The organism is Myxococcus faecalis, from assembly GCF_050039385.1.
Lineage (GTDB): Bacteria > Myxococcota > Myxococcia > Myxococcales > Myxococcaceae > Myxococcus > Myxococcus fulvus.
The window spans coordinates 3,484,545-3,508,416 of sequence record NZ_CP144336.1 but is presented as its reverse complement, the minus strand read 5'-3'; the positions used below and the strand labels follow the sequence as shown (position 1 = coordinate 3,508,416).

16 protein-coding genes are annotated in these 23,872 nt (G+C 70.9%); 6 read left to right on the top strand and 10 right to left on the bottom strand.

The genetic code is table 11. From position 1 onward, the window contains the following. Window positions 1-86 precede the first annotated feature (86 nt). Genes VZQ01_RS13825 through VZQ01_RS13815 form a run of 3 tightly spaced genes read left to right on the top strand, consistent with a single transcriptional unit; the run spans window position 87 to window position 5,848 of the window. Window positions 87-1,409, top strand: a complete 1,323-nt coding sequence (locus tag VZQ01_RS13825) for a hypothetical protein (RefSeq protein ID WP_426748050.1) — start codon at window positions 87-89, stop codon at window positions 1,407-1,409. Continuing rightward, the gene (locus VZQ01_RS13820; protein ID WP_426748049.1) at window positions 1,406-5,461 is read left to right on the top strand and encodes an RHS repeat-associated core domain-containing protein; all 4,056 of its coding nucleotides are present in this window, start codon (window positions 1,406-1,408) and stop codon (window positions 5,459-5,461) included. Before VZQ01_RS13825 ends, VZQ01_RS13820 begins: the two co-directional genes overlap by 4 nt. Window positions 5,462-5,494: 33 nt before the next feature. Beyond that, complete coding sequence (locus tag VZQ01_RS13815) at window positions 5,495-5,848, top strand: hypothetical protein (RefSeq protein ID WP_223746078.1); 354 nt, start codon at window positions 5,495-5,497, stop codon at window positions 5,846-5,848. Window positions 5,849-5,861: 13 nt separating this feature from the next. Here the strand turns inward: VZQ01_RS13815 and VZQ01_RS13810 are convergent, their stop codons facing one another. The 9 genes from VZQ01_RS13810 to VZQ01_RS13770 all read right to left on the bottom strand — a co-directional run bounded on the left by VZQ01_RS13810 (window position 5,862) and on the right by VZQ01_RS13770 (window position 17,637). Beyond that, the gene (locus tag VZQ01_RS13810; protein ID WP_426748964.1) at window positions 5,862-7,211 is read right to left on the bottom strand and encodes a multicopper oxidase family protein; all 1,350 of its coding nucleotides are present in this window, start codon (window positions 7,209-7,211) and stop codon (window positions 5,862-5,864) included. Window positions 7,212-7,366: 155 nt separating this feature from the next. After that, window positions 7,367-8,830 carry a TolC family protein gene (locus VZQ01_RS13805; RefSeq protein WP_426748048.1) on the bottom strand — a complete coding sequence of 488 codons (1,464 nt, stop codon included), beginning with the start codon at window positions 8,828-8,830 and terminating at the stop codon, window positions 7,367-7,369. Continuing rightward, window positions 8,827-9,171: a heavy metal-binding domain-containing protein gene (locus VZQ01_RS13800; protein ID WP_223783498.1), complete on the bottom strand. Its 345-nt coding sequence runs from the start codon at window positions 9,169-9,171 to the stop codon at window positions 8,827-8,829. The genes VZQ01_RS13805 and VZQ01_RS13800 overlap by 4 nt, the downstream gene beginning before the upstream one ends. A 295-nt stretch (window positions 9,172-9,466) precedes the next feature. Then, window positions 9,467-10,291, bottom strand: a complete 825-nt coding sequence (locus tag VZQ01_RS13795; RefSeq protein WP_426748047.1) for a peptidoglycan recognition protein family protein — start codon at window positions 10,289-10,291, stop codon at window positions 9,467-9,469. 96 nt (window positions 10,292-10,387) lie between these two features. Beyond that, window positions 10,388-13,519, bottom strand: coding sequence for an efflux RND transporter permease subunit (locus VZQ01_RS13790; RefSeq protein WP_223746081.1), 3,132 nt, complete (start codon window positions 13,517-13,519; stop codon window positions 10,388-10,390). Beyond that, window positions 13,509-14,696, bottom strand: a complete 1,188-nt coding sequence (locus tag VZQ01_RS13785; protein ID WP_223746082.1) for an efflux RND transporter periplasmic adaptor subunit — start codon at window positions 14,694-14,696, stop codon at window positions 13,509-13,511. The genes VZQ01_RS13790 and VZQ01_RS13785 overlap by 11 nt, the downstream gene beginning before the upstream one ends. After that, entirely contained in the window at window positions 14,693-15,919 is a 1,227-nt protein-coding gene (locus VZQ01_RS13780) for a TolC family protein (RefSeq protein WP_223746083.1), read from the bottom strand. The genes VZQ01_RS13785 and VZQ01_RS13780 overlap by 4 nt, the downstream gene beginning before the upstream one ends. 113 nt (window positions 15,920-16,032) lie before the next feature. Then, entirely contained in the window at window positions 16,033-16,353 is a 321-nt protein-coding gene (locus VZQ01_RS13775; protein ID WP_223746084.1) for a hypothetical protein, read from the bottom strand. Window positions 16,354-16,671: 318 nt separating this feature from the next. Next, a complete protein-coding gene (locus VZQ01_RS13770) occupies window positions 16,672-17,637 on the bottom strand; it encodes a PLP-dependent cysteine synthase family protein (RefSeq protein ID WP_223746085.1) in 966 nt (321 codons plus the stop codon). A gap of 169 nt (window positions 17,638-17,806) precedes the next feature. Here VZQ01_RS13770 and VZQ01_RS13765 point away from each other — a divergent pair, with 169 nt between their 5' ends. The 3 genes from VZQ01_RS13765 to VZQ01_RS13755 all read left to right on the top strand — a co-directional run bounded on the left by VZQ01_RS13765 (window position 17,807) and on the right by VZQ01_RS13755 (window position 21,764). After that, on the top strand, window positions 17,807-19,273 hold the full coding sequence (locus tag VZQ01_RS13765) for a sensor histidine kinase (RefSeq protein WP_267697984.1): 1,467 nt from the start codon (window positions 17,807-17,809) through the stop codon (window positions 19,271-19,273). Window positions 19,274-19,339: 66 nt separating this feature from the next. Continuing rightward, window positions 19,340-19,936, top strand: coding sequence for a DUF2378 family protein (locus tag VZQ01_RS13760; protein ID WP_267697983.1), 597 nt, complete (start codon window positions 19,340-19,342; stop codon window positions 19,934-19,936). Window positions 19,937-20,528: 592 nt separating this feature from the next. Continuing rightward, a complete protein-coding gene (locus VZQ01_RS13755) occupies window positions 20,529-21,764 on the top strand; it encodes a hypothetical protein (RefSeq protein ID WP_223746088.1) in 1,236 nt (411 codons plus the stop codon). Window positions 21,765-21,767: 3 nt separating this feature from the next. Here VZQ01_RS13755 and VZQ01_RS13750 read toward each other — a convergent pair whose 3' ends face one another. Next, window positions 21,768-23,654 (bottom strand): trypsin-like serine peptidase, encoded by a 1,887-nt coding sequence (locus tag VZQ01_RS13750; RefSeq protein ID WP_426748046.1) that lies wholly within the window; start codon window positions 23,652-23,654, stop codon window positions 21,768-21,770. Window positions 23,655-23,872 lie beyond the last annotated feature (218 nt).

Below are 23,872 nucleotides of genomic sequence, written 5' to 3'. Positions count from 1 at the left end.
GCTTTGTCATGAGGCGATGAGGTCCGCCAAGGTCTGCGCGCTCCGGTTCCCTGCTGCGTGTCCAGGGGCCATGCGCGGGGTGGGCCATGGGACTGAACACGAGCCTGGACAGCCTCCGTGCGCCCATCGTCCGCCGCGTCGAACGACTCCAGGCGCAGTGGGCGGCCTTCGCGGAGGACGAGGACGCGCGCCTGCTTCGTTGGGTCCTCGCGCCGGACGAGCGCAAGCTCATGGACACCTTCTTCGTCGTCGAAGAGCACGACGGCGGCGTGTCGCCGGACCTGTTCCTGCGGTTGGAGGTGCCCTTCGCCGCGCCATCCCACCATGGCCTGGAGCTCGTGGAGGCGATGGCCTCGCAGTACCACGCCATCCGGCACGACCTGGCGCAGGCGGGTGTGGATGCGTCCTGGGTGCCACCTCGTCGCGAGTCGGGACACGACGACTCGCGGGTCTTCCTGCAGGCGGCGCAGTCCTTTCACGAGCACCACCAGCCCTTGTTCCGCCACCTCGTGCTCGTGCTCCTCCCGGAGGAGGTCTCCTCGACCGCGGACTGGACGGCGTGGGTCGAGCGAACGGTGCTTCAGGCCCACGCGGCCCAGGTCCGGCTGGTGTGCTTCGATGTCCAATCCTCACCCACGCTGGCGGAGCTGGCGCGGGCCCAGCCCCGCCGGGTCCGCACCTGTGTGGCGGGACTCGACATGGGCGCGGCGATGGAGGAGGTGTCCGCGGCGGCCGGGCACCTGGACACGCCACAAGGCCACTTCCGGCATCTGTACGTGAAGCTGGGCCGCGCCCTGGAGGCGCGGGACCTGGGGGCGGCGCGAAGCCTGGCGACCGAAGCGGTGGCGGTGGCGAAGGCCCAGGAGTGGAGCCATCTCGTCGTCGCGACCCACGTGGCGCTGGCCACGGGGTGCATGACGAAGGAGGACTTCCCGGCGGCCGTCGCCTGCTACCGCTCAGCGGAGGCCGAGGCCCTGGCCGCGCATCAGCGAGGTGAGGCGCAGGGCCTCCCCTTGCAACTCAAGGTGCGCATGGCCCTGGGGGGCGCGCTCATCTGCGCTCGCACCTATTCGCGAAGCGGAGACCTGTATCGCGACACGGCGCCGCTGGCCGAGCAACTGAAGGATGACCGCATGCTGCTGGAGTGCTGGCGTATGGCGGCCTACGGCTACGAGCTGGCCCGGGACCATGACGCCTCCTGGGCCTGCGGGGTGCGCGCCTTCCCCGTGGCGCACCGGATGGACGAGGAGACGCGCCGCACGTCCACGCTGGGCTACCTGGGCGACGGGCTGATGCGCCTGACGCGGACGTGGAAGTACCGCGCGCACCGAGGCGTCGTCGAGGAGCAGATGTCGCGGCTGCTGGGCCCGGCGTGGCGCCCCCCGGACTCGCGGAGGCCGTCGTCATGATGCCGGCCGCGAAGCACTTCGACCTGCTGCTGGGCATCGACATCCACCTCGTCCAGCCGCCGGGCCCCGTCCCCCCGGTCCCCATCCCTCATCCGCACCTGGGGCTGGTGTTCGACCCCGTCGACTACGTGCCCGTCCTGGGGGCCACGGTGCTGGTGGGCGGACTGCCGCGCGCGCAGGCGGGCTCGTCCGGCATCGCGCTGCCACCGCACATCCCCCTGGGCGGCGTGTTCGTGAAGCCTCCGGCCAACGAGTCGGAGCTCTTCATGGGCAGCAGCACGGTGTCCGTGGATGGAGACGCCTTCAGCTACCTGGGCCTCCCGGTCCTGAGCTGTCAGGACATCGGCATCCCGCCCATCCCCCGGCTCAAGAAGAAGAAGACCACGAAGTCGCTGGTGCTCCCCACGACGGTGGTGCTGTCCATCCCGCTGCCGGTCCTGGTGGGCGGCGCGCCGACCGTCTCCTTGATGGCCCTGGCCATGCGCGCGGGCTTCGCGCTGCTGGGGGCGTTGCTGCGCAAGGTGAAGGCGCTGCGCAAGACGCGCAAGGCGCAGAACGGGGTCCACTGCACGGGTGGACATCCGGTGGACATCATCACCGGGGCCAACTTCGACGAGTTCACGGACGCGGTGTCTCCGCCGCCCGGCCTCTTTCGCTGGCGGCGGCACTACACCACGGCGCGCGTGACCGAGCAGGGCCCGCTGGGGTGGGGCTTCCGACACGAGTACCAGCACACCCTGCGCTTGATGCGACAGGCCTGGCGCTACGAGAACGGCCAGGGACGCGTCATCGACTTCACGCCGATGGGGCCCGGGGAGGTGGAGACGCTCCAGCAGGGCGTGGTGCTCCGGAGGTTGGACGCCCGGCGCTTCGAGGTGTGCGAGGCGGATGCGCCGCGCTTCGAGCTGGAGCTGGCGGGCGCGGAGCCGCTGGCGCGCCTGCGCTTCGTCCGGAGCCCGGACGCGGAGCTGGAGCTGCGCTATCGGGGCGCGCGGCTCGTCCTGCTCTTCGAGCGGACGCGGCACGGACGTCAGCGCTACGCCTGCGCCTACGACGCACGGGGCCGGATGACGTCGCTCCTGCGGCTGCGCGATGGCGGTCCTCCCGAGTGCCTGGCCTCGTACGGCTACGACAAGCGGGGACGGCTGGTGACGTCGTGTGACGCGGAGGGCGGCCGTCATGCGCTGGTCCATGACGAAGCGCACCGCTGGACGGAGATGACCACGCCCGGCGGCTACCGCTTCTGGTGGAAGTACGACGACCAGGGGCGCTGCGTGGAGACGTCCGGAGAGGACGGGCTCTGGTGGGCCCGCTTCGAATACGACGCCGAGCGTCGCGAGACGCGCGTCACGGAGCGCCAGGGCGGAGTCTCCGTCTTCAAGTACGACGCGAACGACACGTTGCTGGAGCGGGTGGACCCCTACGGCGGGGTGCTCCGGCGGGAGGTGGATGCGGACGGCGGCATCGTACGTGAGGTGGACTCAGGGGGCCGGGTCACCCGCTGGCTCTACGATGCACAGGGCGCCCACACGGGGCTGCTGGACCCCTTCGGGCAGCGCCTGCCTCCGGCGGAGACGCAGGCCGACCCTCCGGGCCCCGACCTCTTCAGTCATCCCGTCACGCCCCTGGGCCACCTGCTGGGCCTCCGCATGGAGGAGCTTGCGTCCGCGGCGACGCGGGACCTCCCGACGCTGCTCGAGCGTGTCCCCGCGGAGCTGTCCACCGTCCTGGCCACGCTGGTGAGGGCCCACCCCCCGGCGGAGGAGGCGACCGCCCCGGTTCGCGAGTACGACCGACTGGGCCGCTGCATCAAGGAGGTGGACGCAGCGGGCCGGGTCCAGGCGTGGAGATACGACACCGGCGGCAACCGGGTGTGGCACCAGGACGCGGACGGCTCCATCACCCGGTGGGGGATAGGCCGGTGGAACCTCGTCGTGTCCGAGACGGACGCGCTCGGACACACCCTGCACGTCGCCCACTCCTCCACGGAGGAGGTGGTCCATGTCGAGGACGCGGGAGGCGCCGTCAGCGAGTACGCGCGGGATGAGAAGGACCGGCTCGTCCGGGTGACGCGCCACGGGGTGGCGCGGGACGAATACGTCTGGGACGTGGGCGACCGCCTGGTGGAGAAGCGGGACGGGCAGGGCAGGTGGCTGCTGAGGCTGGACTACGAACAGGAGGGGCACCTGGTGACGTGCGCCCTCGCCTCGGGGGCAACGCACTTGCTGGCCTTCGACCTGGAGGACCAGGTCATCCGCGCCTCCACGGACGCGCACACGGTGGCGCTCGAGCGCGACGCGCGAGGACGCATGCGAAGCGACCTGCGCGATGGCCTGGGCGTCGTGCACACCGTGAGGGGCCGTGAGCGGCGCACCGAGGTGCTGGGCTTCACCTCCACCGTGGTGGACGAGCAGGGGTCGCTCGTCCAGGTGGTCGACCCGACCGGCGGAGCGCACGCCATCTGGAAGCACTCGGCGGGGTGGGTGCTGCGGGAGCACGCCCAGGGCACCCGCGAGCTTCGCCAGCATGACGACCGGGGCTGGCCGCTTTCGACACTGCGGTGGCGCTGGACCGACGACGGGCAGCTCCAGCACCACGGGGTCCGCTACGAGCGCACCCCGGAGGGCGACTGCATCGGCGTCCACGACAGCGTGGACGGCGAGACGCTGTACACGGTGGATGCCGCGCACCGGCTGGTGGAGGAGGACGGCCCCGGCGGGCGACACCTGTACCACCTGGACGCCGCGGGCAACCTGCTGGCGAAGCCGGGGCTGCGAGGCGTGGTGCTCCAGGAGGGCAACCGGTTGGTCGAGGCCAACGGGGAGCGCTTCGTCTACGACGACCGCAATCACATCGCGGAGCGACACCGCGAGGACGGCTCCCGGGTCCGCTACACCTACGACAGCGCGGACATGCTCATCCGCGTCGAGGATGGCCACGCGGAGCCGTGGACGGCGGACTACGACGCCATCGGTCGGCGCATCCGGTGCGGACGCGGGGCGCGGCAGACCTGGTTCTACTGGGATGGCGAGCGACTGGCGGCGGAGCACGCTTCCGACGGCAGGCTGCGCATCCACGTGTATGGGGCCCACGACGCCCTGGTGCCGCTGCTGTTCGTGGACTACGAGCACGTGGAGGCGCACCCTTCGACGGGGCGCGTCTACACGCTCTTCACGAGCCCCAACGGCACGCCGACCCGCATCGAGGACGCGCGAGGTCAGCCGGTCTGGCGCGCCACGCGCATCGAGCCGTATGGACACGTGGAGGTCGACGCCGCGTCCACGGTGGACTGCCCGCTGCGGATGGTGGGGCACTATCACGACGCGGAGACGGGGCTCTTCTACAACCGCTTCCGCTACTACGAGCCTCGCCTGGGGCGCTATCTCCAGAGCGACCCGCTGGGCACGGGGGGCGGCAGCAACCTGTATGCCTATGCGCCCCATCCGCTCGACCAGGTCGACGTCCTGGGGCTGGTCCACTCGAAGAAGGGGAAGGCCAGCGCCAAGGGGGGCAAGTCCGCCAAGGGCGTCACGCGGGTCGAGACGCTGCTGACCCTCCCCATCAAGAGCCGCATCCACAAGAAGAAGAAGCTCCAGGCGCAGAAGAAGATTGTCTACACCGACCCCCAGGGCCGGAAGTCGACGTACTTCCTGGACGGCAAGGGGCGGACGGTGCTCAGCGAGGTCCCGTTGGATCCACCCAAGAAGTACAAGAAGGAGGGTGTCAGCCACATCAAGCCGGATGGGTACCAATCCGGAATCGACCACCGGGGGCATCTGGGGCCGGAGCGCGGCGTGGCGAACCAGGACCTGGTGAACGTGCCCGAGAACGTCATCGCGGAGCACGGCACCAAGTCGAACCTCAGCGTCAAGAAGCGGCTGGAGAACAAATCCATCGCCACCGCGAAGACCACGCCGAACACCCTGTTCGTCAGCGAGCCGAAGTACTCAGGTTCATCGGGCCGGCCCACCGAGGTCGCTCACTCGCTGCTCGATGGCTCGGGTAAACCCATCGCGGGTCACTCACAAGTCATTCCCAATCCCAAGACCTAGGTCGTCCTCTTTCCCGAATGGTAAGGGTGCTGCATGGCCACGGAGCTTTCAGAAGAACAGTTGCCCGTCGACCGCGAGCTGGGCGCGGCGGTCCTCTCCCTCCTGCCCGATGAGTGGACGGGTGCGCTCCTCCGGGTCGAGCGGGTCCCCGGTGAGGAGGATGTGGAGCGCTACCGCATCCAGATCACCCCCACGGGGAAGGGACAGGGGAGCGTCACCCCGGACGAGGAGGTCGAGGTCGCCGTGCAGAAGCTCTTCCTCCTGCACCAGCGCTTCAAGACGGGCCTCCAGTCGATTTCGTACACCTATCGCCAGAAGAAGGACGGGAGCTGGGGACAGGTCGGCGAGTACGAATACGACGACTCCGACGAAGAGGCCGTGGGCTGAGCGAGCACCCGGCTCAGCCGTGCGGCAGCCCACCCGGAGACGCGGGCTCCGCCTTCGGCGGCGCGTCCACGTCGATGCCGTCCTGGCTCAGCTCGGACGTGCTGGCCGCCATCGCCAGCGTGCCGGGCGGGTTCTCGTACCAGCCCGGGTCCGCGTTACCCGTCAGCCGCTCGCGCACCTTGAGCACCGTGAACATGCCGCCCATGGTGATGACGTCGTGCTTGCCGCGCGCTCCGCTCATGGGGATGGAGTTGGTCGGCACGGGCATGCCCATCTCCACCATGTCGCCCATGCCCGTCTGCCCCATCGTCATGTAACCCGGCAGGAGCTTGCGCACCTTCGCGTCGAGCCCTCCCGGATTCACGCCGATGAGGTTCGGGATGTCATGCCCCATCTGGTTCATCAGGTGGTGCGTCATGTGGCAGTGCATCGCCCAGTCACCGGGCGCGTCCGCGACGAACTCGATGCTGCGCGTGCTGCCCACCGGCACGAGCACCGTGGTCTCCGGCCACTGCGCGGACTCGGGGATGCGGCCCGCGTCCGTCTCCGTGATTCGGAAGTGGTAGCCGTGCAGGTGGATGGGGTGGTGGTCCATCGCGCTCAGGTTGCCCAGGCGGATTCGCACGCGCTCGCCCTGGCGCACCACCAGCGGCTCCGTCCCGGGGAACGCCTTCGCGTTGAACGTGAGCAGGTTGAAGTCCGTCATCTCGTTCGGGTCCGGTCGCCGCGTGCCCGGGTCCACGCGCCACTCGTGCAGCATCAGCGCGAAGTCCTTGTCCACGCGCGGACCCACCGGACGACGCGGGTGCATGATGAACAGCCCCACCATGCCGAGCGCCATCTGCGTCATCTCGTCGTGGTGCGAGTGGTACATGCCCGTGCCCGACTGGCGGATGGTGAACTCGTAACGGAACGTCTCTCCCGGTGCGATGGACTTCTGGTTGAGCCCCCCGACGCCGTCCATGCCGTTGGGCAACAGCAGCCCGTGCCAGTGCACCGTCGTGGGCGCGGGCAGCCGGTTGGTGACGTAGAAGCGGACGCGGTCCCCCTCCACCACCTCGATGGTGGGCCCGTGCACCTGGCCGTTGTAGCCCCAGCAGTGGACCTTCAGGCCCGGGGCGAGCTCGTGCTCCACCTCCTCGGCCACCATGTGGAAGACCTTCACGCCGTTGACCAGCTTCCACGGCAGCTTCGTCCCGTTGGGCACGATGACCGGGCGGTAGTCCCGGTTCGGCATCCCGGGGGACTGCCAGTCGCGCCGCGCCGGTGGGCTCGCGCGAGGCGCCGCCGTCTGCGCCTGCGCGGCGCCGCCCTGGAGCAGCAGCGCCCCGCCCGCGAGCGTGGCCCCCGCTGTCGCCAGCATGCTCCGTCGGCTGAGCTTGCCGGAGACCTCCGTGTCGTGGGTCGACGCGGCGTCGGACGTGGCGCTGGGCGCCCGCTCGTCCGTGGAGGTCCTCTTGCGCGCCGTCGGGTCCTCCGTGTCCGTCGTGCTGGAAGCGAAGGGAGAGAGGAGGGACTTCATGGTGTGACTCCGTGGCCAGGCTCGGGCGCGTGGCCGTGGCCGGAAGGCGTTTCGGTTTCAGTGGGCGTTGGGCGGGGATGCTCCGGCGCGGCGGCGGGCGTCGCGCGGCTCCCACCCGGGAGCCGACCTCCGACGAGCTGCTCCAGCTCCGCGTGCGCCATCCAGTAATCGCGGACCGTCTCGATGTACGCGCGGTACGCCTCGACCTGGGACTGCTTCGCGTCGAGCAGCGCGTACAATCCAATCTGCATCGCGTTGTATTGGAGCTGGGACTGCTCGACGACCTGCTCGCGCAGCGGCAGCACCACGCGCTGATACCGCTCGGCCACGCCTCGGAGCGTCAGCAGCCGGGCCCGCGCCGCGCGGACCTCCGAGCGCGCGTTGACCGACAGCTCCGTCTGCCTCCGTTCGCTCTGCCGATGCTGCGCCTCCAGCTTCGCGATGAGCGCCTGACGCTGGTCGAAGATGGGCAGCTCCAGCGAGAGCGTGGGCCCGAGCAGTCGCGGACCATTCGCGTCCCGGTGCGTGTGCACGCCCACGTCCACCCGCCCGAAGAAGCGCGTGCTGCGCGCCAGCTCCAGCGCGTTCCACATCAGCTCCGTCTGCTTACGCGCCGCATCGATGTCCAGCCGCTGCCGGATGGCGAGCGACTCCAGCCGCTCCAGCGTCGCCTCCTCCTCGGGCGGCGCGGGCAGCTTCTCCGCGATGGCCCACTGGGTCCTCGCACCCCACAAGCCCAGCAGCCGATTGAGCCGCTCGCGGTCCTCCACCAGCGTCAGCTCCTCGCGCGCCAGCTCCAGCCGGGCCTCCTCCGCCGCGGCCTTCTCCGTCGCCAGGTCCAGGTCCGTGAGGTTGCCCGCGGCGTGCTGGAGCGTCGCCAGCTCGGCGGCGGCCTCCGAGGCCTCGACCACCATCCGACGCAGCTCCACCAGCTGCTGCCGCGCCTGCACCTCGCGGAACACCTTGCGCGCCTCCGCGGCCGTGGCGAGCGCCTCGTGCGCGACGCGCAGCGTGTCCGCGATGAACTGCTCCTGCGCCACGCGCTTGCGCAAGGGCAGGGTGAACAGCTCCACGAAGCCCTGCACCAGCGAGAACTCCGTCTCGCTCACGCCGTCACTCGTGAGCGGAAAGCCGATGCTCCCGTCGAACGTCGGGTTGCTCAACAGCCCCGCCTGCACCATGTCCGCCTGGGACACCCCCAGGTCCTCGTACGTCGCCTGGAGCGCGGGGTTGTTGAGCAGCGCCACCTCCACCGCGTGGTCCGAGGTCAGCGCTCCCGCGAGCAACGTGTCCAGATGCCGGGAGACCTCCGCGTCCTCCGGCGTCCCCTGATTCCAGCGCGTCTTGCGGCCGATGCGCTCCTCGACGAGCGTGGCGACCTCCGCGTGGCCCTTCTCCTTCTGGATGGAGGCACAGCCGCCCGTGAACACCAGGGCGGCGGCGACGAGCGCGCGTCTCACCGGTGCTCTCCGTGTCCCTCATGGCCCGACGTGGGCTTCGCCGGCGTCAGCTTCATGTTGCACTTGGGGCACACGCCGGGCTTGTCCGACTGGACCTCGGGGTGCATCGGGCACGTGTAGAGCGGGGTGCCCGCATCGGGCGGCGCCGGTTTCTCGGCCTCCGGCACGCGGGGCGGCTTCGCGTCGGGAGGCGCGGCCGCGAGCGCGCTGGAGAGTGGGGCGGCCGGGGACTCGGGCGCCTCGGGGTTCGATGGGTCCAGGGACGGCGCGAGCCGCCTCGGCTCGGAGGCACAGGCGGCGAGCGTGGTGAGGCTCGCGAGGACGCTGAGGAAGGTACGCATGGATGACCTCGATGAGGCGCGCGGTGAAGCGGGCCGAAGACGCCGCGCGGTTGAGCAAGCCCCAGGCCATGCCGGCGCGAGCGCCAACCGTGCGAAGTGACGACGCTCTCGAGGTGCAGGGACGCGATGCCGCGCGGGCCCCGGTGTAACCGGGGTCATCACAGTGTGATGAGCGCCGTGAGGTCCGGCTGTTCAGCCGCGCACTTCATGTCCGCCCCAAACACGAAGCGCGGGGAGCACCCTGTCAGGCACTCGACCCGCGCTTCACCTGCTTCACTCCATGACGACGCTCAGCTCAGGAGATGCCCTTGCGCAGCCGCGCCCAGTCGAAGTTCGGCGCCGGGTCGTTCTTGCGGCCCTTGGGCACCGCCACGTCCGCGTGGCCGACGATGTTCTTCATCGGCACGTCGTACTTCTCCTTCAGGTGGCTCGTCAGCTCGGTCAGCGCCTTGTACTGCGCCTCCGTGAAGGGCGTCTTGCCGCTGCCGTCGTTGACGATTTCGATGCCGATGGAGCGCGCGTTGACGTCCGTGGGGACGCCGTGCAGCTCGCTCTTGCCCGCGTGCCACGCGCGCTTGTCGTCACCGACGAGCTGATAGATCTTGCCGTCGCGGTCCACCATGTAGTGCGCGGACACGCCGCTCTTCGGGTTGCGCATCCACGACAGGTCGGCCTTGCCGTCGTTCGACGCCGTGTGGTGCATCACGATGGTGTCGATGTCCGTCCCGTTGCGGCTGTCGGAGTTGGGCGACGGCGCGCTGATGACCGCGGGCTTCGTGCCCGGCGTGGTGGGCGTCGTCGGCGTCGTCGGCGTGCCCGACAGCGCCTTCTTCAGCGCCGCCTGCGTCTGCTCGCCGTAGTACCCCGTCGTGGGAAGTTTCTTGTCGGCCTGGAACTTCTTCACCGCGGTCTCGGTCTGCGCGCCGAAGGTGCCGGGGCCCGTGGCCACCTGCTTCGCCGTCAGGTAGCCGAGCTTCACCAGCGCGTCCTGGAGCTGCTTCACCTTGGGGCCCGTGTCGCCCTTGCGCAGGCCCGCGGGAGGCGCCGTGACGGTGTTGGTGGCGGCCGCCGCCCGGGTGGTGGTGCGGGTCGACGTGGAGGGGGGAAGTCGCAAGCTCATGAAGGGCCCCAGGTATGGAAGTGTGAAAATCACGGGATTGTCGGTGCTCCGGGTCGAAAGTTGCGGACCCAAGACCCGGAGCACCTCTCGTGTTCTTCAGGACACAGTGGGGCCGCGAGCGGCCACACCCCGTCGACGCACCTTCTCCCTGACGCCGTGCACCCAGACGTAAAAAGTCGGCAACACCAACAGGGTGAACAGCGTGGAGGTGACGAGCCCGCCCACCATGACGACGGCCAGGGGGCGCTCAATCTCCGTTCCATGCAGAGGCAAAACCAACAGTGGCAGCAGACCGAGGATGGCCGTGGCCGCGGTCATCAACTTGGGACGTACGCGACCCAGGCTCGCTTCTCGCACCGCGTCATCGAAGGACCTGCCGCGTGAGAGCAGCTCCTTGGTTTGAGAGACGAGCACCAGGCCGTTCTGCACGGCGATGCCGAACAGGCCGATGAGGCCCACGAGGCTGGAGACGTTCCACGTCTCTCCCGCGATGAGCAGCGCGAGGATGCCGCCGACGAAGGCGTCGGGCAGCGTGGCGAGGATGACCAGCGCCTCCGCCACCGAGTCGAGCGCGAGGTACAGCAGCACGAACACCGCGAGGATGGCCACGGCGATGGCCATGGCCAGCGACTGCGCGGCGCGCTGCTGGCTCTCCACGCGGCCGCCCACGTCGACGAAGTAACCGGTCGGCAGCTTCAGCTCCGCCGCCAGTCGCTCGCGCACCTCGGCCGCGGTGCTGCCCAGGTCCCGCCCCGACACGCTCGCCTCCACCGCGAGCCTGCGGCTGCCCGCCTCGCGGCGCACGCTGCCCGCGCCGAAGGTCTCCTCGATGGTGGCCAGCTGGCTCAAGGGGATGCGCGTCCCGTCGTGCCCGTCCACCAGGAGGTTGCGCAGCGCCTGCAGGTCGCCGCGTCGGTGGTCCGCCAGTCTCAGCACCAGCTCGTGCCGTCGCTGGCCCTTCCAGACCTGGGAGGCCTCCTCGCCCACCATGCCCACGCGCACCGCGCGGATGACGTCTCCGGGCGTCAGGCCCACGCGCGCCACGGCGGCGCGGTTCACGGTGATGCGCAGCTGGGGCAGGCCGCTGAGCTTCTCCACGCGCAGGTCCTCCACGCCGTCCACCTTGGCGAGGATGGCGCGCGTGCGCTCCCCCAAGGTCGCGAGCGTCTCCAGCTCCGGCCCGAAGACGCGCACGGACAGGTCCGCGGGGCTGCCGCCCAGGCCCTCGTCGATGCGCATGCCCAGGGGCGTGGTGAACAGCGTGGTGACGCCGGGCACCCGCCCCACGGCGACGCGCAGGTCCTCCTCCAGCTTCTCCAGGCTCCTGCCGCGCTCCGGCTTGAGCACGACGAGCACGTCCGACACCGTGTGCGGCATCGGGTCCTCGGTGCGCTCGGCGCGGCCGGTGCGGCGCACCACGTCCTCCACTTCGGGGAAGCCGAGCAGCACGTCCTCCACCAGGTGGTTGAGCCGGTCCACCTCCTCCAGCGAGGCCTCCGGAGGCAACACCGTCTGGAGCAGGAACGCGCCCTCGTCCAGGCGGGGCATGAAGTCGCTGCCCACCGCGAACGCGAGCCCCAGCGCGGGCACGGTGATGGCCAGCGCCACCAGCCGCACCCGCCCCGCCCGCCGCATGCACGCGTCCAGCAGCGGCGAGTACACCGCCTTGATTCTGCGGATGAGCCACACGTCCTCGGGCGTGCCCTCGCGCGGACGCTTGAGCAGGAGCGAGGAGGCCACCGGCACCAGCGTGAGCGCCAGCGCCAGCGACGCGGCCAGGCACGCCACCACGGCGGCGGCGAGCGGCTGGTACATGCGCCCCTCGATGCCCGTCATCGCGAACAGCGGGATGAAGACGGCCACGACGATGAGCGTGGCGAAGGCGATGGGGCGCCCCACCTCCATCGACGCTGACAGCGCCTCCTCGCGCACGGACCTGCGGCCCTGCCCCTCGCGCAGGTCGTGGATGATGTTCTCGGTGACGATGATGGCCGCGTCCACCAGCAGGCCCACGGCGATGGCCAGCCCGCCCAGCGTCATGGTGTTGATGCCGATGCCCGCGACCTTCAACAGGATGCCCGCGAGCGCCAGCGACAAGGGCAGGGTGAGCGTGACGATGAGGGCCGCGCGCCAGTCCCCCAGCAGCACGAAGAGGACGAGCACCACCAGCAGCGCGCCCAGCAGGATGGCCCGGCTGACACCCCCCAGCGCCGAGTCCACCAGCTCCGACTGGTCGTAGACGACGCGCAGCTGCACGCCCGGAGGCATGGACTGCTTGAGCTCCTCGAGCGCCGCGCGCACGCCCTTGGCCACCGCCTGCGTGTCCGCGCCGAACTGCTTGATGACGCGGCAGCTGACCACCTCGCCCTTGAGCCGGTGGGCGATGCCGCGGCGCACCGCGGGCCCCTCGCGCACGTCGGCCACGTCCGCGAGCAGCACGGGCGTGCCGTCACGCAGCGCCACCACCGTGGTGTTCAGGTCCTCCACCGTCTGGGCGCGCCCCACCGCGCGCACCGTCCACTCCATGGGCCCCTGCACCACGAAGCCTCCGGAGGCGTTGAGGTTGGCGCCCTCCAGCGCGTGCTCCACCTCGTTCAGGCTGACGCCTCGGGCCACCATCTGGTCCGGGTCCAGCAGCACCTGGAACTGGCGCAGGTAGCCGCCCAGCCGCTCCACGCCGGCGACCCCGGGCACGGCGAGCAGCCGGTTCTTCACCTCGAACTCGGCCAAATCCCGGAGCGCCATCAGGTCCGCGGAGCCGGGCTCGGCCTCGAGCGTGAACTCGAACACCTCGTTGAGGCGGCCCGTGAGGCTGGAGACCAGCGGCGCGTCGGTGCCGGCGGGCAGCTCGCCCTGGGCCTGCGCCACGCGCTCGGCGACGTACTGGCGGCTGCGGAAGTAGTCCGCGTCCGGCTCGAACTCCACCGTCACCTGGGTGACGCCCAGCTGCGAGGTGGAGCGGATGCGCCGCACGTCGGGCAGGCCCGCGAGCGCCACCTCCATCGGGATGGCCACCGCCGTCTCCAGCTCCTCCGCGCCCATGGCGGCGTTCTGGACGATGACGTTGAAGATGGGCGCGGACAGGTCGGGGAACACGTCGCGCCGCAGGCCGTTCAGCGACACCGCGCCGAACGCGGACAGGGCCAGGGCGAGCAGCACGGTGAGCCCGGGCCGCGCGAACGACGCGCGCAGCACGCGGGCCACCCAGGATGAGGCGTCAGTGGCCATGGTGGTCCGCTCCTCCCGCCGACTTCTCCACCTCGGCCTTGAGCAGGAACGCGCCGTCCACCACCACCTGCTCGCCGACCTTCAGGCCGGAGAGCACCTCCACGTGGTCGCCCAGCGTGCGGCCCCGGCCCACCTGCCGCCGCTCGAAGGAGCCGCGCTCGCCGGTGGGCAGGAACACCACCCAGCCGTTCTCCAGCCGCTGGAGCGCGGCCGCGGGCACGGTGGTGATGGTGCCGTCGGGTCCGCCCAGCGGAATCGACGCGGTGGCGGACATGCCGGGCTTGAGGAGGCCCTCGGTGTTGTCCAGCACCAGCCGCACGGGGATGGTGCGGCTGGCCGCGTCCACGCGCTGGCCCACGTGGCCCACGCGGGCCAGGACCTCCTTGCCCGGGAAGGCGGCGAAGGTGATGCGCGCCTCGGTGTCCGGCCGCATGCGCACGGCGTCGCGCTCGAAGGCATGGACGATGAGCCACAGCGAGCCCAGGTCACCGACGCGGAAGAGCGTGTGCTCGGCGTCCGCCATCTGGCCCATGCGCGCGTCGCGCTCGATGACGGTGCCCTGGATGGGCGAGCGCAGGATGAAGCCGGCCACGCCCGCGGTGTCCTCGCTGGCGCCCAACGCCGTCAGCTCCGCGCGGGCCGCGGCGAGCTCCGCCTCGGCGCCGGCCGCGTCCACCTCCGCGGCCTGCACGTCCTTCTGCGCGACGATGCGCTCGGCGGCGAGCGCGCGCTTGCGCTCGGCGGCCTGTCGGGCGGCGGTGGCCCGGGCCTTCGCGGACTGGAGCGCGGCGCGCGCCTTGCCCAGCTCGGGGCTGCGCAGCTCCGCCAGCTTCTCGCCCTCCTTCACGTGCTGGCCCGTGGTGACGAACACCGTCCCCACGCGCGCGGAGATGGGCGAGGCCACCTCCGCGTAGGCGTCCTCGCTGAACGTCAGCTCGCCCAGCGCGTTGACGCTGTCGCCGCCGGGCCGCGCCGCCGCGGGGGCGGTGGTGACGCGCAGGTCTCGAAGCATCTCCGGGGCGATGTGGACGTGGGACTCGTCATGGCCCTCGTCGTTGCCACCGGAGGGCTGGGGGCCCTCCTCGTGGTCGTGCTCGTCCGCGTGCTCGGGCTTGGACTGCTTGCAGGCCGCGAGCGCGAGGACCAGGGAGGCGATGATGAACGCGAGGCGCTTCATGGCAGGACTCCCATCTCGACGGCGAGCTGCACCCGGGCGAGCGCCGCCTGCAGGTGGCTGTCGAGCAGCGCCACGCGCGTCTCGAGCGTTTCACGGCGCACGAGCAGCAACCCCGCGAGGTCCATCTCCCCGGCCTCGTAGGACCTCTTCGCCAGGGACTCGTTCTCATCGAGCAGCGGCAGCGCCTCGGTCTCCAGCACGGCCAGGGCCTGCTGACGCGAGGCATCGCGCACGCGCGCGGCCTCCACCTGCGCGTCCCGCGCGCGGCGAGCGGACTCCAGCGCGGTGCGGAGCCTGCGCACGCGCGCATCCCCCGTCACCTTCGCCTCCTGCCCTCGGGAGAACACGGGAAGGGGCACGCTGAGCGTCCCGACGAGCGCCGTCTCGTCGACCTCCTTCTCATAGCGCACGCCCACGCTGACATCGGGCCAGCCCTCGGCGCGGCCGAGCTTCAGGTCGGCCTCCGCCTGCGCGAGCTCCGACTCGATGGCCACCAGGTCCGGCCGCTCCTTCGTCCCGGAGGCCGCCGCCACGGGCAGCGAGGCCAGCTCCCGCAGCACGCCGCGCACCGCGAGCGCTTCCTGGAGCGGCAGGCCCAACAGGGCGCGCAGCTCGTCGAGCAGGGCCTGCTCTTCGCCTCGCGCCGTCACCACCGCGGCGCGGGCGCGGGCCAGCGCCACCTTCGCCACGTTGACGTCGACGACGGGCACGTCCCCCGCGTCGAAGCGCTTGCCGGTGGAGTCGGACAGGCTCCTCGCGGCCTCCTCCGTCTGGTGCATCAGCCGCGACAGCTCCCGGGCATACAGCGCGCGCAGGAAGGCCGCGCCCACCTCACCCAGCACGCGCCGCTCGGCGTCCTGCTGCTCGGCGTCCTGTCGCTGGAGCCCCGCGCGCGCGGCGTCCCGGCGTGCGCCCTGCTTGCCGCCGAGCTCGATGGGTTGGGAGATGCCGAGGGACAGCTGCGTCCCCCGGAGGTCGTCGTGCGTGCGGGGCCCCAGCTCGAAGCTGACGGTGGGGTTGTCACGCAGCCACGGCGACGCGCCGGCGACGGGGCCCTGGGCCTCGGCCACGCGCCCCGCGGCGTCCAGCAACGCGGGCGCGCGCTGACGGGCGAGGGAGAGGACTTCTTGAAAGGACAGCTCGGAAGGTGAAGCGGCGCTGGCGAAGGGCCAGACGAGGGCGGCGACGAGCCCGAGGGCCGCCGGCGCGGAAGGTTTGAACACGGGAAGAGACCTCGCGAAAGGGAGGCGCGCGTCAGGCCGACGGTGCCACGGCCACGCCATGGACACACGTCACCTCGGCACGGTTCGCGCGCGGAAGACGGACCACCACCACGTCAGGCGAGGTCGGCTCTGGGGACGTGCAGGATGTCGTCGAGGTCGGCGGAGGCGGGGGCGTCCTCGTCCACCCGCACCGGGCGCGGTCGAGGTGCAATCCACAGCAGGGCGGGCGACGCGACGGGCGCGGCGCTCACCGAGCGCACGTGGCCGCAGCAGGTGCAGTCCGCGCAGTCCGGCGCGCACTGTCCGCTGGAGTCATCGTCCGGGCAGCGCTGCGTGCACACGGTGTCCGTCGCGTCGGAGAAGGCCATCCACAGGCCTCCCTCCGTCGGGGCGAACAGCAACAGGCTGAGGCACAGCCAGATGCGCGGCAGCACGAAGTCGGCTTCTAGCACGCACCCCGACAACGCGCACGCGGATGCCCCCCGCGCGTGAAGTACCTGTCGGAAGGGCAGGCGCGCCCGCTCGGGGGCGGGGCGGGGTGACGCGGTGGGACATGGCGCGTCTGTCCCCGTGCGGACGCTCGACGTGCCCCGGGAGGCGAGGCGCGGGAGGCCCGAGCCGTCACGCGGTTGAAGCCCGGCGCGGGCCGCGCGCGCGGTGCCTCGAGGCATCGCGGATGCGCCGAAGCGCCCGCGCGACGCTCCTGGCGCCGCTCGGGTGTTCGCTCCGAGCGGCGCACCCGCCGCGTCAGCTCACGCCACGCCGCGCGCGGCGACGGGGCGCTGCTGAATCAGCTCCGTGGAGAAGTAGCGCTCCATGCGGTCGGGGAACACGGTGACGACCTGCGCGCCCGGCCCCAGCCGCCGCGCCGCCTCCACCGCGGCCACGTAGTTGAGCCCCGACGACGGCCCCACCGGGAAGCCCCGGCGGATGAGCGCGCGCGCGGTGCACATGGCCTGCTCGTCCGACACGTCCAGCTCCACCCGCCCCGGCATGTCCGCGTCGCGGTACAGCTTGGACATGCCGTCCACCACGCCGGGCACGCGCGGGCTGAAGCTGCAACACTCGATGTCGCAGCCCAGGCCCGCGATGGGCCTCGCGATGAACGCCGTCACCGGACAGCCCGCCTCCGCGAACGCCTGATACAGGCCGACCACCGTGCCGCCCGTGCCCACGCCGCTCACCACGCCGTGCACCAGCCCGCCCGGAATCTGCGAGAGCACCTCCTGGCCCGTCCACACCCGGTGCGCCTCCGCGTTGTCCGGGTTCTCGAACTGGCGCGGCGCGAAGGCCTTGCGCTCGCGGGCGAGCTCCTCCGCCTTCTGGATGGCGCCACGCACGCCGCTCTCGCGGGGCACCAGCACCACGTCACCGCCGTAGGCGCGGATGGTGAGCACGCGCTCGTCGGTGACACCCTCGGGCATCACCGCCGTGAAGCGCACGCCCATCTGCGCGCTGGCCAGCGCCAGGGCGATGCTCGTCGAGCCGCTGGACGCCTCGACCACTTCGCCGCCCGGGCTCAGCTCGCCCATGCGCCAGGCCTTCTCCAGCATGTAGCGCGCGATGCGGTCCTTCGTGGACCCGCTGGGGTTGAGGAACTCCAGCTTGCACCAGATGGTGGGTCCCTCCGCGTCCAGTCGGACGGGGACGAGGGGGGTCGGAGCGATGGCCTGGAGGAAGCGGCCATCCGCGGGCAGCGGGCGACAAGGAGGACGCATGAGCCATCCCTATCGCGAAATTGTCCGCTCCGTCAGGGTCCTGGCGTGTCCGGGTGCACTCGGAGGCCCTCCGTCCGTCCGCCCGTCCTGTAAGGAAGCACCCGGGGTCGGAGATGGAGGTGGCGCGACCCCGGACTGACGGCTACGAAGGACTCCAGCTCCGTACATCATGAGTCCTCCTTCTCCGGTCATTCTGAACGTCAATGATGATGTCGCCAGCCGCTATGTGACGAGCCGCGTGCTGGGGCTCGCTGGCTACCAGGTGGTGGAGGCCGGCTCGGGCAGCCAGGCCCTGACCCTGGCGGACGAGCGCACCGACCTGGTCATCCTGGACGTCCGCCTGCCCGACATCAGCGGGCTGGAGGTCTGCCGCCGGTTGAAGTCGTCTGCCCGCACGCGCGACGCCCTGGTGCTGCACCTCTCCGCGCAGGCCGTGGGACCCGGGGACCGGGCGCAGGGCCTGGAGCACGGCGCGGATGGCTACCTGGTGGCCCCCGTGGACCCGGAGGAGCTGGTGGCCCAGGTGCACGCGCTGCTCCGGCTGCGCCGCGCCGAGCGCAAGGTGCACGCGCTGTCCGAGGAGGTCGAGCACCAGCGCAGGCTGCTCGCCATGGCCATGGCCTCCGCGGCGGACCCGATGGCCCTCTATGACGCCACCGGCCGGCTGCTCTTCGCCAACCAGGCCGCCTACGAGGTGAGGGGCACGGCCTCCATGTTGTCGCCCGGCGTCTCCCTGGAGGAGTACGGGGCGAGGGACGCCTCCCTGGCGCCCTTCATCCGGACCATGCAGACCGCGCTCGCCACGGGGCAGGTGCAGCGGGGCTCCGTGACGCTGGCGGCGCTGCGCGGCCCCCGCCACTACGACTTCACGCTGTCGCCCGCCCTGGGCGCGGACGGCCGGGTGGCGGCGGTGATGGCCACCGCGCGCGACGTCACCGAGGAGCGCAGCGCGGAGGAGTTCCGCGAGCAGTTCATCGGCATGCTCGGCCACGACCTGCGCAACCCCCTCAACGCGCTGTCCATGTCCGCGCAGCAGCTCAAGCGCAAGGGCAACCTGGACGAGCGCCAGTCCGCCCTCACCGAGCGCATCCTCACCAGCGCCGAGCGCATGGACCGGATGATTCGTCAGCTGCTGGACTTCGCGCGCTCCCGGCTGGGCGGTGGGGTGCCGGTGGTGGCGTCCGACTGTGACGTGTTCGACGTGGCGCGGCGCACGCTCGAGGAGATGCGCGCCAGCCACCCGGGCCGGCTGCTCGTCCTGGAGGTGGTGGGGGACGGGCGGGGCTCGTGGGATCTGGACCGGCTGGAGCAGGCCTTCAGCAACCTGCTGGCGAACGCGCTCAAGTACAGCCCCGGGGACAGCCCCGTGCGGATGTGGGGCGAGGCGGACGGGCAGGGCGTGGTCTTGCGGGTGCACAACGGCGGGCCGCCCATCCCCCCGGACGAGCTGCCCCATGTCTTCGCCGCGTGGCGTCGAGGCTCCCGGGCGGTGCAGCACGAGTCGAAGGCCGCGTCGGGCCTGGGCCTGGGGCTCTACATCACCCGGCAGATTCTGCTCGCCCACGGGGGCGAGGTGACGGTGGAGTCCAGTTCCGGAAACGGGACGACCTTCACGGTGCGGCTGCCGCGCGGATGATGACCAGTTGACGGTTGGAATGCGGAATGGCTCGCCGTTGCGGGGGGCCATTGCCACCTTTCCGTCATGTCGCCCGGGAAGCTCATCTTCGCGCAGTCCGTGGAAGCCCTCTTCGTGCGGGCCCTGGGGCCCTACCTGTCGAAGCAGGGGCGCCAGCGCCTGAAGGACGTGGGCCTGGATTTGTCGGAGTCGCTGCGGCCGCACTACTCACTGGAGCAGTGGCACGCGTTCCTGCGCGTGGCGGTCCAGGACGTCTTCCCGATGCTGCCTCCCAACGAGGCATGGCTGATGCTGGGCGCGCGCTACCTGCAGGGCTTCCGCCAGACGTCGGTGGGGCGCGCGAGCCTGTCGCTCGTCACCCGGCTGGGGCCGATGCGCACGCTGGAGCGCGTCCCCTTCAACGTGAAGGCGGGCAACAACTTCAACGAGGTCCGCGTCGAGGAGTCCACCGAGGGCGCGGCCACGCTGTGGATGAAGGACGTGGTGGCGGACAACCCGTACTTCTCCGCGGGCTTCCTCGCCGAGTCGCTGCGGGTCGCGGGCGCGGGCAACGTCGTGGTGGAGCCCATCGCCTTCGACGGCACCGCCGCCACCTACCGCATCACCTGGGGCCGCGCGGCCGCCGCGCCCGTGGGCGAACTGGTTCCCGCTCCAGGCGTCTAGTCGAAGCGCCTCCCGCTCGACGCCGTGCATCCTGGCGACGGTGTCGCGGGCCTGGGTGTCCTTGAATGGCCTGGCCTCTCTGCTGCCCGCGAGCGCGCTGGCTCTGCGGGCCGGAATCGCGCGCGCCTACCACCCGGGAGGGAGTGACTTCCCTGGGCTCACGCGCAATCCTTGGCTCCATCAGTGGGGGGCCAGGATGCGTGATGAAACGATAGGTCAGCGTCATTCAGGGCACTTGTGCTGCCGTGGCCATCTGGATGCTACTCGGGGGGTGATGCCTCCGCCCGGGGCCGATGCCTATCTGATGGGTAGCATCATGCAAAACAAGATTTGCCCTGAATCGGCTTGCGTCAAGTGAGACAGGGTCGTGCCGGATGACGCGCACGGGGGGAAGCACATGGTGAAGTTGAATGCTCGACTGCGGCGGTGGGTGATGATTCTGGGAGCCGCGGTCACGCTGGGGGCGGGGACGGCGTACGCGCAAATCATCCGGGAGGGCGCTTGCTGTGTTCCCTGTTCGTGCAATCCGGATGGAAGCACCGGCAAGTGCTGTGCGCCCTGCTAAGGACATGCATTCCACGTGAGTCCGGACATGTCCAATGCGATGCGGATGGCGATGCGCCTGGGGCGAGGCTCCCTGGTCCTGGGGGTGTTCGCGGCGGTGGCGTGGGTGTCCTGGTTCGCCACGTCGTCCGTGTTGACCTCGCGGACCTCCGCCAATGCGTGTGTCGCGCCCGTGGTGGAGGAGGTGCCGGTGGTGGAGGCCTCGCTGCTGGCGGCGAGCACCGAGGCGTTCCAGGTCTCGCGGGGCGTGGCGCCTGAGCGCATCGAGGGCATGGGGGGCTCGGGGGGGCTCGCGCACGTCTTCCAGGGGCAGCGGCTGGCCCGTCCGGGGCTGAGTCTGATGACGGGCGCGGTCCGGGAGACCCGGCGGGTGGGGCGCGCGCAGGCTCCGTCCCCTCCGCACGAGCCGGAGCCGGTGCGCGAGGAGCTGCGCGTGCGTCCGGCGATGCAGCTCGACTGCTCCTTCGACAAGGGGAGCTTCCGCTGCGGCGAGTGCGCGACGGATGGGGACTGCCCTCAGGGGCAGGGCTGTGTCATCAACTATGACAAGCGTCGGTTCGAGTGTGCCGACAGCGAGTGCGAGGACGACTCGCATTGCTTCCCCGGGGATGTCTGTCGGGTGGCGGCGGGGGAGTTACCGGGGCCGGTGGTCCGTCGGTGTCTGAAGGCGGGCGTGCGTCAGGCGGGGGAGACCTGCAGCCGGTTGCCGACGACCGCGGACGAGGCCTGCGTGGAGGGGCTGCTCTGCATCAACCACCATTGCGGACCTCCGTGTGAGCCGGGGCAGCCGGGGACCTGTCCGGAAGGGGAGACGTGTGAGCAGAGCTCGATGGGAGCCGCGTGTCTGCCGGACTGTCGCAAGTCCGGGTGCATGGAGGGGCGGGCGTGCGCGGCGCTCAATGGGGGCTCGTTCCAGTGTCTGGAGTTGGTGGTGGATGAGTGCTCGGACGAGCAGCCGTGTGGGGGCGGGAAGAACTGCGTGGTGAGGGGCGGGCGTGGCGGGCGCGCGGGTCGGTTCTGCTCCGCGGCCTGTGAGTCCTGGCGGCCGGAGAGCTGTGGCAAGCAGAGTGTGTGCGGCGTGGGTGGGCCCACGGGCAGCACGTGCTACACGCAGTGCGATCCGGACAAGGTGGATTCGTGCCCGGAGCGGTGGATCTGCTCCACGGTGACGGAGGACCTGCAGTCGTGGGGCTGCATGCCGGACTTCCTGAGCGGCGCGAGCACGACGCGGCCGCGGCGCGGCGACGAGCCTCCTCCGTTCTGAGGACTACTGCGACTGGCTGCTGTCTCCGAGCGGCGTCACCATGGGGGGCGCGTCCTGGATGGTGCCGGGCTTGATGCGCTGGATGGCGAACTCCGGCAGGGTGGCGAGCAGGTCGGCCATGGAGAGGGCGAGGGCGAACTTGCCCTGGTTCTCCTTCCACTCACCGGCGAAGTGCAGGCCCACGACGACCTTGTCGTCGCGCAGGTCGACGAGCGGCGCGCCGGCGACGCCGACGGTGGTGCTGACATCGCTGCGCAGGGCGCGGACGACCGAGGGCCGGGGCTCCTGGCTCGGGGTGAGCGACACCACGCGGCCGGGCATCAACCGGCGGATGTCGTAGAGGTCGCCCAGCAACGGGCGCAGGAAGTTCTTGGGCAGGTTGCTGCCCTCGGAGGGATAGCCGATGACGTAGACGTACTGGTCCACGTGGGACTTCACCGACTCGGGGTTCCACTCGAGGGTGACGGGCGGGTGGCGCTGCGTGTCGTGCTCGGCCAGCTCGAGCAGGGCGATGGTGCGCGGCGCGGTGGATGACGTGTCGTGGCGGGCGAAGATGACGTGGGTGACCCGGTGGGTCTGCTTCGGGCTGTTGCCATCGTCGTCGAAGGTGAACCGCCAGGTCTCTCCGGTGAGTGGCTGGGGCTCGGGGTGGTCGAGCATCAAGGGAGGGACATGGTCCCCGACGGTCATGATGACCCGTGGCGCCACGGCGAACGCCGTCAGGTAGGTGGTCTTCCCGTCGGGCTTGGTGATGTAGAGCGAGCCGGTCGCGCGGCTGACGGGGAAGCCGGAGTCCTGACCTGACTTCAGGAGCTGCTGCCAGCTCTCCGGCAGCGTGTCGGTGACCCGGTCGCCCTGCATGCGCAGCGCTGGACGCACCTGGGCCATGACCTCGTACTTGTCGGGAGGCGCGGCGCGCGCGGTGAGCGCCACGCCGGCTTTCTCCGGCTCGGTAGGCTTGCGTCCCATCATCGCGTACTGCAGCCGGTCGTTCTGCGCCTGGATGAGGTCCTCCTGGGTCTTCTGCTCCGCCGGGAGCAGGTCCAGGAGGTCCGCGCGCAGGAGATAGACCTCCGCGAGCTGCGTCGAGCCAGCGACCTGCCGGTCGAGGAACGAGCGCAGCTTCTTCACGCTCTCGAGGCTCTCGGGGCTCAAGCCCGTCAGGGTGGCGCTCCGCTCGCGCAGGTCGATGTAGTGGCTCCAGGCCTCGGCCCAGGCGCAGAACTCGGCGCGAGACACCTTGGCCAGCGCCTCGTCGGCGGCGGCGAGCTGCGCCCAGATGAGACCACAGGCGACATGGAACGAGGCCCGCTCCACGTCGGGCTGGCCGGCGATGTCCAGGACCTGCCCGTCGATGAGTTGTCCCTCGGAGCGCAGCGGGCCCCGCGTCCAGCTCGCCAGGGCGCGCACGCCGCTGGGGTGCTTCTCCACGACGCCCGTGAGCTCGTTGGGGGTGCTCACCCTGTCTCGCAGCCAGGAGAGCAGCTCCTTGATGTTGATGCCCTGGACGGTGAGCTCGACGGAGGAGAGGTCATTGGCCGAGGAGAGCAGGGCCTCGAGATTCCCACTCCCGAACGTGGAGTCGGGCAGGGGCGTGCTGGCTCCGGACGCGGCGGGGTTCTCTGATTGGCTCGCGCGCTCACGCCGCTGGCGCTCCTTCGCGAGCAGGGTCTTGAACGACTGGTGGTGGTAGGCGATCTGCCGCGCGAAGGCCTTGGCCTCCGTGGCCTTGGCCTCGCCTGTCTCGAAGAAGTCGAAGCGGCCGATGTACAGCCGCTTGTCGAACCAGACCCGCTGAATCTCGGAGAAGAACACGGCGCCGAGTCCCAGGCAGACCACCGTCAGCACCGCGGTGTAGAGCAGCTTCGCCACGACATCCGAAATCGCCATGCCTGAAACCTCTGTCGACCGCGCGGCCTGGCGGCTGAAACCCATCCCGAGGAGCCTGAAATGCTAGCGAAGGCGAGGAATCGCTGACAAGGCAGCGCTCCGAGGGAACAGGGCGCCTGTGTCTGTCTTTCCTCGGGGGCTCGGGCCGGATGAGAGTCATTGGGTTGGATGAGGGTTGCAGGACGTGTCGGGTCGTCCGGTGCATGAGGCCTGACACG

What these genes read in the sequence shown, in the direction of transcription:
- VZQ01_RS13825 (WP_426748050.1), top strand. Translation starts at nt 87, where the DNA reads ATGGGACTGAACACGAGCCTGGACAGCCTCCGTGCGCCCATCGTCCGC.
- VZQ01_RS13820 (WP_426748049.1), top strand. Translation starts at nt 1,406, where the DNA reads ATGATGCCGGCCGCGAAGCACTTCGACCTGCTGCTGGGCATCGACATC.
- VZQ01_RS13815 (WP_223746078.1), top strand. Translation starts at nt 5,495, where the DNA reads ATGGCCACGGAGCTTTCAGAAGAACAGTTGCCCGTCGACCGCGAGCTG.
- VZQ01_RS13810 (WP_426748964.1), bottom strand. Translation starts at nt 7,211, where the DNA reads ATGCTGGCGACAGCGGGGGCCACGCTCGCGGGCGGGGCGCTGCTGCTC.
- VZQ01_RS13800 (WP_223783498.1), bottom strand. Translation starts at nt 9,171, where the DNA reads ATGCGTACCTTCCTCAGCGTCCTCGCGAGCCTCACCACGCTCGCCGCC.
- VZQ01_RS13795 (WP_426748047.1), bottom strand. Translation starts at nt 10,291, where the DNA reads ATGAGCTTGCGACTTCCCCCCTCCACGTCGACCCGCACCACCACCCGG.
- VZQ01_RS13790 (WP_223746081.1), bottom strand. Translation starts at nt 13,519, where the DNA reads ATGGCCACTGACGCCTCATCCTGGGTGGCCCGCGTGCTGCGCGCGTCG.
- VZQ01_RS13785 (WP_223746082.1), bottom strand. Translation starts at nt 14,696, where the DNA reads ATGAAGCGCCTCGCGTTCATCATCGCCTCCCTGGTCCTCGCGCTCGCG.
- VZQ01_RS13770 (WP_223746085.1), bottom strand. Translation starts at nt 17,637, where the DNA reads ATGCGTCCTCCTTGTCGCCCGCTGCCCGCGGATGGCCGCTTCCTCCAG.
- VZQ01_RS13765 (WP_267697984.1), top strand. Translation starts at nt 17,807, where the DNA reads ATGAGTCCTCCTTCTCCGGTCATTCTGAACGTCAATGATGATGTCGCC.
- VZQ01_RS13760 (WP_267697983.1), top strand. Translation starts at nt 19,340, where the DNA reads ATGTCGCCCGGGAAGCTCATCTTCGCGCAGTCCGTGGAAGCCCTCTTC.
- VZQ01_RS13755 (WP_223746088.1), top strand. Translation starts at nt 20,529, where the DNA reads ATGTCCAATGCGATGCGGATGGCGATGCGCCTGGGGCGAGGCTCCCTG.
- VZQ01_RS13750 (WP_426748046.1), bottom strand. Translation starts at nt 23,654, where the DNA reads ATGGCGATTTCGGATGTCGTGGCGAAGCTGCTCTACACCGCGGTGCTG.